An 8,776-nucleotide genomic window follows, 5' to 3' on the forward strand; every position below is an offset into this window, starting at 1 on the left:
CCCGTCCCGGCCCGCGTTCCCGCGCGGGCCGGGACGGGCGGGGCGGCTCAGATGTCGCGGAACGTCTCGATCTGCGCGCCCACCGAGTTCAGCCGTTCGGCCAGGTCCTCGTAGCCGCGGTTGATGACGTAGACGTTGCGCAGCACCGAGGTGCCCTCGGCGGCCATCATCGCCAGCAGGACGACGACGGCCGGGCGCAGCGCGGGCGGGCACATCATCTCGGCCGCGCGCCAGCGGGTGGGGCCCTCGACCAGGACGCGGTGGGGGTCCAGGAGTTGGAGGCGTCCGCCGAGCCGGTTGAGGTCGGTCAGGTAGATGGCGCGGTTGTCGTAGACCCAGTCGTGGATCAGCGTCTTGCCCTGGGCGCTGGCGGCGATGGCCGCGAAGAAGGGCACGTTGTCGATGTTGATGCCGGGGAACGGCATCGGGTGGATCTTGTCGATCGGCGCCTCCAGCTTGGAGGGGCGCACGGTGAGGTCGGCCAGCCGGGTGCGGCCGTTGTCGGCGTGGTACTCCGCGCCGCGGTCGTGGTCCAGGCCCATCTCCTCCAGGACGGCCAGCTCGATCTCCAGGAACTCGATCGGCACCCGCCGGATGGTCAGCTCCGACTCGGTGACGACCGCGGCGGCCAGCAGGCTCATCGCCTCGACCGGGTCCTCGGAGGGGGAGTAGTCCACGTCCCGCTCGATGTGGGGGACGCCGTGCACGGTCAGGGTCGTGGTGCCGACCCCCTCGATCCGCACGCCGAGCTGCTCCAGGAAGAAGCACAGGTCCTGGACCATGTAGTTGGGCGAGGCGTTGCGGATGACGGTGACGCCGTCGTGCCGGGCGGCGGCCAGCAGGGCGTTCTCGGTGACGGTGTCCCCGCGCTCGGTCAGCACGATGGGCCGGGTGGGGCGGACGGAGGGATTCACCACGGCGTGGTACATGCCCTCGGTCGCCGTGATCTCCAGACCGAAGTGCCGCAGCGCGCTCATGTGCGGCTGCACGGTGCGGGTGCCCAGGTCGCAGCCGCCGGCGTAGGGGATGCGGAAGTGGTTCATCCGGTGCAGCAGCGGACCGAGGAACATGATGATGCTGCGGGTGCGGCGCGCCGCCTCGGCGTCGATGGCGTCCAGGTCCAGCTCGGCCGGGGGCACGATCTCCAGGTCGGAGCCGTCGTTGATCCAGCGGGTGCGCACCCCGATGGAGTTGAGCACCTCCAGGATGCGGTAGACCTCCTCGATCCGGGCGACCCGGCGCAGCAGGGTGCGGCCGGAATTCAGCAGGGAGGCGCACAGCAGGGCGACGCAGGCGTTCTTGCTGGTCTTGACGTCGATGGCGCCCGACAGTTGCCGTCCCCCGACGACACGCAGATGCATCGGGCCGGAGTAGCCGAGCGAGACGATCTCACTGTCCAGGGCTTCACCGATCCGGGCGATCATCTCAAGACTGATGTTCTGGTTGCCGCGCTCGATGCGGTTGACCGCGCTCTGACTGGTGGCCAGAGCCTCCGCCAGCTGGGCTTGGGTCCAGCCACGATGCTGACGGGCGTCACGGATGAGTTTGCCGATACGCATGAGGTAGTCGTCGGTCATGGGGGTGATGGTATCTCAGATATGAGATGTCAAACTCCGGGGCGCCGGTGTTTACCTCTTTTCTTCTTACTTTCACTCTTTTGTCCGCTCTCCGGTGGCGCGAAGGGCGGTTTTCGGCCATCTCTCGTTCCTCTCCGGGCCGTCCCCTCGGTGTCCCCGGTCGCCCCCTCGGCGCTCCCGGCCGGCCCCGCCGCCCCCTTCGCGTCCGGGCGGCCGGTTGGCGCGCCGGGCGCGGGTACCCGGAGTCCGGGGCGGGACATGACCGGGGAACGCCGATGTACTAGAGTTATCTCGACATCGAGATATCTGCCGAGAGACGTACCGCCGCCGCGTCCGCCGACATCGCCGCCGAGGCCACCTCAACTTAGGTGAACCTCAGCGGAGAGGCCGGGGTCCGGGGCGGCAGGATCGCGGTGGTACGCGCGAACTCATGCACCGAAGGAGACTGTCGTGTCGGCGAACAGCTTCGACGCCCGCAGCACGCTGCAGGTGGGCGACGAGTCGTACGAGATCTTCAGGCTGGACAAGGTCGAGGGCTCCGCCCGCCTGCCCTACAGCCTGAAGGTGCTGCTGGAGAACCTGCTCCGGACCGAGGACGGCGCGAACATCACCGCCGACCACATCCGCGCGCTGGGCAACTGGGACGCCGGCGCACAGCCCAGCCAGGAGATCCAGTTCACGCCGGCCCGCGTGATCATGCAGGACTTCACCGGCGTCCCCTGCGTGGTCGACCTGGCCACCATGCGCGAGGCCGTGAAGGAGCTGGGCGGCGACCCGTCCCGCATCAACCCGCTGGCGCCCGCCGAGCTGGTCATCGACCACTCGGTGATCGCCGACGTCTTCGGCGCCCCGGACGCCTTCAAGCGCAACGTGGAGCTGGAGTACGGCCGCAACAAGGAGCGCTACCAGTTCCTGCGCTGGGGCCAGACCGCCTTCGACGAGTTCAAGGTCGTGCCGCCGGGCACCGGCATCGTCCACCAGGTGAACATCGAGCACCTGGCCCGCGTGGTCATGGTCCGCGACGGCAAGGCCTACCCCGACACCCTGGTGGGCACCGACTCGCACACCACCATGGTCAACGGCCTCGGCGTCCTCGGCTGGGGCGTCGGCGGCATCGAGGCCGAGGCCGCGATGCTCGGCCAGCCCGTCTCGATGCTCATCCCGCGCGTCGTCGGCTTCAAGCTGACCGGTGAGCTGCCCACCGGCACCACCGCCACCGACCTGGTGCTGACCATCACCGAGATGCTGCGCGAGCACGGGGTCGTCGGCAAGTTCGTGGAGTTCTACGGCGAGGGCGTCTCCGCGGTGCCGCTGGCCAACCGCGCCACCATCGGCAACATGTCGCCGGAGTTCGGCTCGACCGCCGCGATCTTCCCGATCGACGCCGAGACCATCAACTACCTGAAGCTCACCGGCCGCACCGAGCAGCAGATCGCGCTGGTCGAGGCGTACGCCAAGGAGCAGGGCCTGTGGCTGGACCCGGCCGCCGAGCCGGACTTCTCCGAGCACCTGGAGCTGGACCTCTCCACGGTCGTCCCCTCGATCGCCGGCCCCAAGCGTCCGCAGGACCGCATCGCCCTGGCCGAGGCCAAGCAGCAGTTCCGCGCCGACCTGCCGAACTACATCAAGGCCGGCGTGACCGGCGGCGAGGACCGCAAGCCGGGCGTGCCGCAGCAGGAGCAGCCGCACGGCGTGCAGTCCCCGGTGGACGAGGCGAGCGCCGAGTCCTTCCCGGCCAGCGACGCCCCCGCCTACGGCCACGAGGAGAACGGCGCCGGCGCGCCGCAGCACTCCGCCGCGAGCAAGGACGGCGGCCGTCCGAGCAACCCCGTCCGGGTGACCGCCCCCGACGGCACGTCCTACGAGATCGACCACGGCGCGGTGGCCATCGCGGCCATCACCTCCTGCACCAACACCTCCAACCCCTACGTCATGGTCGGCGCCGCGCTGCTGGCCAAGAAGGCCGTCGAGCGGGGCCTGACCCGCAAGCCGTGGGTGAAGACCACCCTGGCCCCCGGCTCCAAGGTCGTCATGGACTACTACGACCGCGCCGGCCTCACCCCGTACCTGGAGAAGCTGGGCTTCAACCTGGTCGGCTACGGCTGCACCACCTGCATCGGCAACTCCGGCCCGCTGCCGGAGGAGGTCTCCAAGGCGGTCAACGACAACGACCTCGCGGTGGTCTCCGTGCTCTCGGGCAACCGCAACTTCGAGGGCCGCATCAACCCCGACGTCAAGATGAACTACCTGGCGTCCCCGCCGCTGGTCGTGGCCTACGCCATCGCCGGTTCGATGGACATCGACATCACCAGCGAGCCGCTGGCCACCGACTCCGAGGGCAACCCGGTCTACCTGCGGGACATCTGGCCGTCCGAGTCGGAGGTCGAGGAGGTCGTGGCCTCCACCATCGGCCAGGAGATGTTCGGCAACAGCTACTCCGACGTCTTCGCGGGCGACGCCCAGTGGCAGGCGCTGCCGATCCCGACCGGCGACACCTTCGAGTGGGACCCGGAGTCGACCTACGTCCGCAAGCCCCCGTACTTCGAGGGCATGGGCATGGAGCCGGAGCCGGTCCAGGACATCGCCGGCGCCCGGGTCCTGGCCAAGCTGGGCGACTCGGTCACCACCGACCACATCTCCCCGGCCGGCGCGATCAAGGCCGACACCCCGGCGGGCAAGTACCTCCTGGAGCACGGCGTCGAGCGTCGCGACTTCAACAGCTACGGCTCGCGCCGCGGCAACCACGAGGTCATGATCCGCGGCACCTTCGCCAACATCCGGCTGCGCAACCAGATCGCGCCCGGCACCGAGGGCGGCTACACCCGCGACTTCACGCAGGAGGGCGGCCCGGTCTCCTTCATCTACGACGCCTCCCGGAACTACCAGGCCGCGGGCATCCCGCTGGTCGTCCTGGCGGGCAAGGAGTACGGTTCGGGCTCCTCGCGCGACTGGGCCGCCAAGGGCACCGCGCTGCTGGGCGTCAAGGCCGTCATCGCCGAGAGCTACGAGCGCATCCACCGCTCGAACCTGATCGGCATGGGCGTGCTGCCGCTGCAGTTCCCCGAGGGCCGGACGGCCGACTCCCTCGGCCTGACCGGCGAGGAGACCTTCTCCATCAGCGGCATCACCGCGCTCAACGAGGGCGACATCCCGCGGACGGTGAAGGTGACCACCGACACCGGCGTGGAGTTCGACGCCACCGTCCGGATCGACACCCCCGGCGAGGCGGACTACTACCGCAACGGCGGCATCATGCAGTACGTGCTGCGTTCGCTGATCCGCAAGTGATCCCGGCGGGCGACAGCGGCCCGTGAGGCCGCTGTCGACCGGTGGGAAGGGGCCGTACCTCCCTTGGTGGGAGGTACGGCCCCGTCGCGTTTCCCGGAGGTCTCAACTCGGGAAAGACTGACGCCCGACCATGCATCGATCTTGCCCCTGGGAAGGGAAGTGGACTATACCTGTCGGCGTCCGAGCGGTCATGTCGTATGACCGTGGGTCCGGGGGAGGGCGGGCATCGGGAAGGCCCCGTACGAGCTCTACACAGACCCGGCGTACATCCCGTACAACTCAGCTTCAACTCACCAGCGGCGTCCGGGGACCCCGGCACACCGCCTGAGTCCCGGAGAAGGCGAGGACTTGAGCATGGGACCCACCGATGTCAACCGTCGTGATCTGATCAAGAGGGCCGGCGCGGCGGGCCTGGTCGCCGTCCCCGCCATGAGCATGCTCTCCGCCTGTGCGACCGGCGACGGCGGCGGCGACAACAAGGTGGCCAAGGGCGAGAAGAGCAAGGACAACCCCCTGGGGGTCAACAAGGACGCGCCCTTGGACTTCGTCATCTTCGACGGTGGCTTCGGCACCCAGTACGGCAAGGACGCCGCGAAGATCTACGAGCGGAAGTACGGCGAGGTCAAGCTGACCGCCACCCAGAAGATCCGCTCGGTGCTCCAGCCCCGGATGGTCGGCGGCAACCCGCCGGACCTCATCGACAACTCCGGCGCCGAGGACATGGACGCCGCCGCGCTGGCCGCCAAGGGCCAGCTCACCGAGTTGAGCCCGCTGCTGGACGCCCCCTCCATCGACGACCCGAACACCAAGGTCCGCGACACCCTCCTGCCGGGCACCATCGAGATGGGCCAGTACGGCGACGAGAAGGTCTGGCGTCTGAACTACGCCTACACCGTCTACGGCCAGTGGTACTCCAAGAAGCTCCTGGAGGACAACGGCTGGGAGTACCCCAAGACCTGGGACGAGATGCTCGCCCTGTGCGCCAAGGCCAAGAAGAAGGGCATCGCGGGCTGGACCTACGCCGGTCAGCACCCGTACTACATCCCCTTCACCCTCTACCCGTTCATCGGGAAGATCGGCGGCCCGGAGGTCCTCAAGAACATCGACAACCTGGAGCCGAACGCCTGGAAGCAGGACGCCGTCAAGAGCGCCTTCGAGGCCTACCACGAACTGGCCGCCAAGGGCTACGTCCTGCGGGGCACCCCGGGTCTGGACCACATCCAGTCCCAGACCCAGTGGACCAAGGGCAAGTGCATCTTCATCCCCAACGGCTCCTGGGTGGAGAACGAGGCCGCGGACACCACTCCCGCGGACTTCGAGATGGCCGTCGGCCCGGTCACCGGCCTGGACGACTCCGACAAGCTGCCCTTCGGCACCCTGTGGGCACAGGCGGGCGAGCCCTACATCGTGCCCGCGCAGGCCAAGAACCCCGACGGCGGCATGGAGTTCCTGCGCATCCTGCTGAGCAAGCAGTCCGCGCAGAACTTCGCCAAGCTCGTGAAGTCCCTCACCTGCGTCGCCGGGGCCACCGACGGCATGGAGGCGGAGATGTCCCCCGGGCTCGCCTCCGCCAGCCAGGTGCTCAAGGCCGCCGGGGACAACGTGCTCAACCCCCGGATCTTCGACTGGTACAAGACCCTCCACAAGGAGCAGATCGGCTCGGTGCTCGCCGAGCTGATGGCCGGTCGGATGAAGCCGGCGGAGGCCATGAACAAGTGCCAGGAGTACGCCGACAAGACGGCCAAGGACGACTCCGTCAAGAAGTACAAGCACGCCTGAGCGGCTGTTCGAGAGTCGGTCGGCGGGCGCACCGGGACAGCCGGGGACATGGAGATGGGACAGGGCGGCATGGCCAGTGACAGCCGTACGGTGGCCGGGGCCACCAAGGAGCCGGCGCGACCACCGGCGGGGAACGGCGGCAGGGGGAACAGGCTCCACACCTCACCGCACTACCGGACCTACGTGAAGTACCGGTTCATCGCGGGGTTCCTCGCGGCGCCGCTGGTGCTCTACGGCATCCTGGTCGTGTCGCCCTTCTTCCAGACGTTCTACTACTCGCTGACCGACTGGACGGGCCTCAGCAGCGACTTCGCCTTCGTCGGCCTCGACAACTTCGAGCGCCTGATGGACGACGAGATCTTCCACAAGGCGCTGTGGCACAACGTCCTGCTGCTGCTGGTCCTGCCGGTCCTCACCCTGGGCCTGGGCGTGTTCTTCGCCTTCATGCTCAACGTCGGCGGCCGGCACAAGAGGGGCGAGGCGGTCGCCGGAGTCCGCGGCTCGCACTTCTACAAGATCGTCTACTTCTTCCCGCAGGCCCTGTCGATCGCGATCGTCGTGGTGCTGTGGAAGTACATCTTCAACCCCCAGGGCGGCCTGCTCAACGGCGTGCTGTCGGCCGTCGGTCTGGACTCCTGGCAGCAGAGCTGGCTGGGCGACCCGCGACTGGCCTTCTGGTGCGTCGTGGTCGTGATGGTGTGGTCGAACGTCGGCTTCTACGTGGTGCTCTTCTCCGCCGCGATGGGGTCGATCCCCAGGGAGATCTACGAGGCGGCCCTGCTGGACGGCGCCAACCGGGTGACCACGTTCTTCCGGGTCACGCTGCCGCTGATGCGCGACACCGTGCAGACCGGCTGGGTGTACATGGGCATCATGGCGCTCGACGCCTTCGCCGTGGTGCACATCCTGACGGTGAACCAGGGCGGTCCCGCCTACTCGACCATCGTCGCGCCGGTCTACCTCTACAACAAGGCGTTCCAGGACAGCCAGGCCGGCTACGCGACCGCGGTCGCCGTGGCCCTGCTGATCGTCACCATGATCTTCTCCGTGGCGGCGATGGCGCTGGGGCGCAACAAGGACCGGATCGAGTTCTGAGACAGGACGAGCGGGGAGAACAACCGATGACCACTGCCGGACCGTCCCCCTCGCTCCGGCCGGGGGACCCCGAGGAGACCGCCGTCGCCCTCACCAAGGGCACGGGCGACCCGGCCGCCGCGCCGGGCGGAACCGCCGGGAAGCCGGCGCGCGGCGACGGCGAGGGCCGCACCCTCAACGTCTTCTCGCACGCCTTCCTGATCCTGTGGGCCGTCATGGCCGCGGGACCCCTGCTGTGGGCGGTGATGAACTCCTTCAAGTCCTCCGGAGCCATCCTGGAGGACCCCTGGTCGCTGCCGACCAGTCTGAACTGGGAGAACTGGTCCTTCGCCTGGAACGAGGCGAACATCGGCCAGTACACGATCAACTCGGTGATCGTGGTGACCGGCTCCGTGGTCGGCACCATGCTGCTGGGCTCGATGGTGGCGTACGTCCTGGCCCGCTACGACTTCCCGGGCAACCGGCTGATCTACTTCCTGTTCGTCGGCGGCATGTCGTTCCCGATCATCGTCGCCCTGGTGCCGCTGTTCTTCGTGATGAAGAACTTCGCGCTGATGGACACCTACCACGGCCTGATCCTGGTCTACATCGCCTACTCGCTGCCGTTCACCGTCTTCTTCATGGCGGCCTTCTTCCGCACCCTGCCCACGTCGATCGCGGAGGCGGCGGAGATCGACGGGGCCTCGCACACCCGGATCTTCTTCCAGGTCATGCTGCCGATGGCCAAGCCCGGCCTGATAAGCGTGGGGATCTTCAACTTCCTGGGGCAGTGGAACCAGTACCTGATCCCCCAGGTGGTGCACGTGGGGGACGCCGACAAGTACGTCCTCACCCAGGGCCTGGCCAACCTGGCGGCCCAGACCGGCTACCGCGGCAACTGGGGCGGCCTGTTCGCGGGCCTCACCCTGGCCGTGCTGCCCATCCTGGTGGTCTACGTCGTCTTCCAGCGCCAGGTACAGGCGGGTCTGACGGCCGGGGCCCTGAAGTAGCACGGGACCGGGACGGTGCCGAGCCGGATCGCCCGGAACACCCCCTTT

Annotated in this window: 5 protein-coding genes; 4 read left to right on the forward strand and 1 reads right to left on the reverse strand. The window is 68.4% G+C overall.

The features are described 5' to 3' along the window. Positions 1-47 precede the first annotated feature (47 nt). Positions 48-1,577 carry a helix-turn-helix domain-containing protein gene (locus tag ABD335_RS18025; protein ID WP_344324144.1) on the reverse strand — a complete coding sequence of 510 codons (1,530 nt, stop codon included), beginning with the start codon at positions 1,575-1,577 and terminating at the stop codon, positions 48-50. 450 nt (positions 1,578-2,027) lie between these two features. On the opposite strand from ABD335_RS18025, the gene ABD335_RS18030 reads away from it, so the two are divergent. The 4 genes from ABD335_RS18030 (at position 2,028) to ABD335_RS18045 (ending at position 8,728) form a co-directional block, all read left to right on the forward strand. Next, positions 2,028-4,865 carry an aconitate hydratase gene (locus tag ABD335_RS18030; protein WP_344324147.1) on the forward strand — a complete coding sequence of 946 codons (2,838 nt, stop codon included), beginning with the start codon at positions 2,028-2,030 and terminating at the stop codon, positions 4,863-4,865. 354 nt (positions 4,866-5,219) lie between these two features. Then, the gene (gene ngcE / locus ABD335_RS18035; RefSeq protein ID WP_344324149.1) at positions 5,220-6,644 is read left to right on the forward strand and encodes an N-acetylglucosamine/diacetylchitobiose ABC transporter substrate-binding protein; all 1,425 of its coding nucleotides are present in this window, start codon (positions 5,220-5,222) and stop codon (positions 6,642-6,644) included. A 48-nt stretch (positions 6,645-6,692) separates the two neighbouring features. Further along, complete coding sequence (locus tag ABD335_RS18040) at positions 6,693-7,739, forward strand: carbohydrate ABC transporter permease (RefSeq protein WP_344324152.1); 1,047 nt, start codon at positions 6,693-6,695, stop codon at positions 7,737-7,739. 26 nt (positions 7,740-7,765) lie between these two features. Then, on the forward strand, positions 7,766-8,728 hold the full coding sequence (locus tag ABD335_RS18045; protein ID WP_344324155.1) for a carbohydrate ABC transporter permease: 963 nt from the start codon (positions 7,766-7,768) through the stop codon (positions 8,726-8,728). The last annotated feature ends 48 nt before the right edge of the window (positions 8,729-8,776 follow it).

The organism is Streptomyces macrosporus (assembly GCF_039533145.1).
Classification (GTDB): domain Bacteria; phylum Actinomycetota; class Actinomycetes; order Streptomycetales; family Streptomycetaceae; genus Streptomyces; species Streptomyces macrosporus.